Below are 393 nucleotides of genomic sequence, written 5' to 3'. Positions count from 1 at the left end.
CAGGCCCTGGACGACGTGCTGTCCGCGCTCGGGATCGACGACCCGGACCTGGTCGCCCTGGAGCGGTTCGCCCCCCGCAAGGGCAAGATCACCGTGTTCACCGAGAACCCGCTCAAGAAGGGAAACCTGTTCGGCGAGCAGCACGTCCTGGACCCGGAGACCGGGCTCGCCCCGATCGGGATCTTCTACGACGGGGTGATCGCCAACTACCGGTTCTTCCTGCCGGGCTCCGGCGCGGTGCACTCCTTCGTCACCGGCACCTCCGGCTCCGGCAAGTCCCGCCTCCTGGACGCACTGCTGGGCATCGAGCGCCGCTCCCCGCTGGTCTGCTCGATCGTCATCGACCCGCAGAAGGGCCTGTCCCTGCCGGACTGGCCCGACGGCGTCGCCGTG

1 protein-coding gene is annotated in these 393 nt (G+C 69.7%); it reads left to right on the top strand.

What is annotated here, in order from left to right; all coding sequences use genetic code 11:
- Window positions 1–393 (top strand): hypothetical protein (locus IG90_RS40440; RefSeq protein ID WP_033895124.1); only part of this gene is annotated, 393 nt, incomplete at both ends.

The organism is Streptomyces anulatus, assembly GCF_000721175.1.
Lineage (GTDB): Bacteria > Actinomycetota > Actinomycetes > Streptomycetales > Streptomycetaceae > Streptomyces > Streptomyces anulatus_C.
Note: the sequence above shows the minus strand (reverse complement) of the source record. Positions and strands in the feature narration are given on the sequence as shown.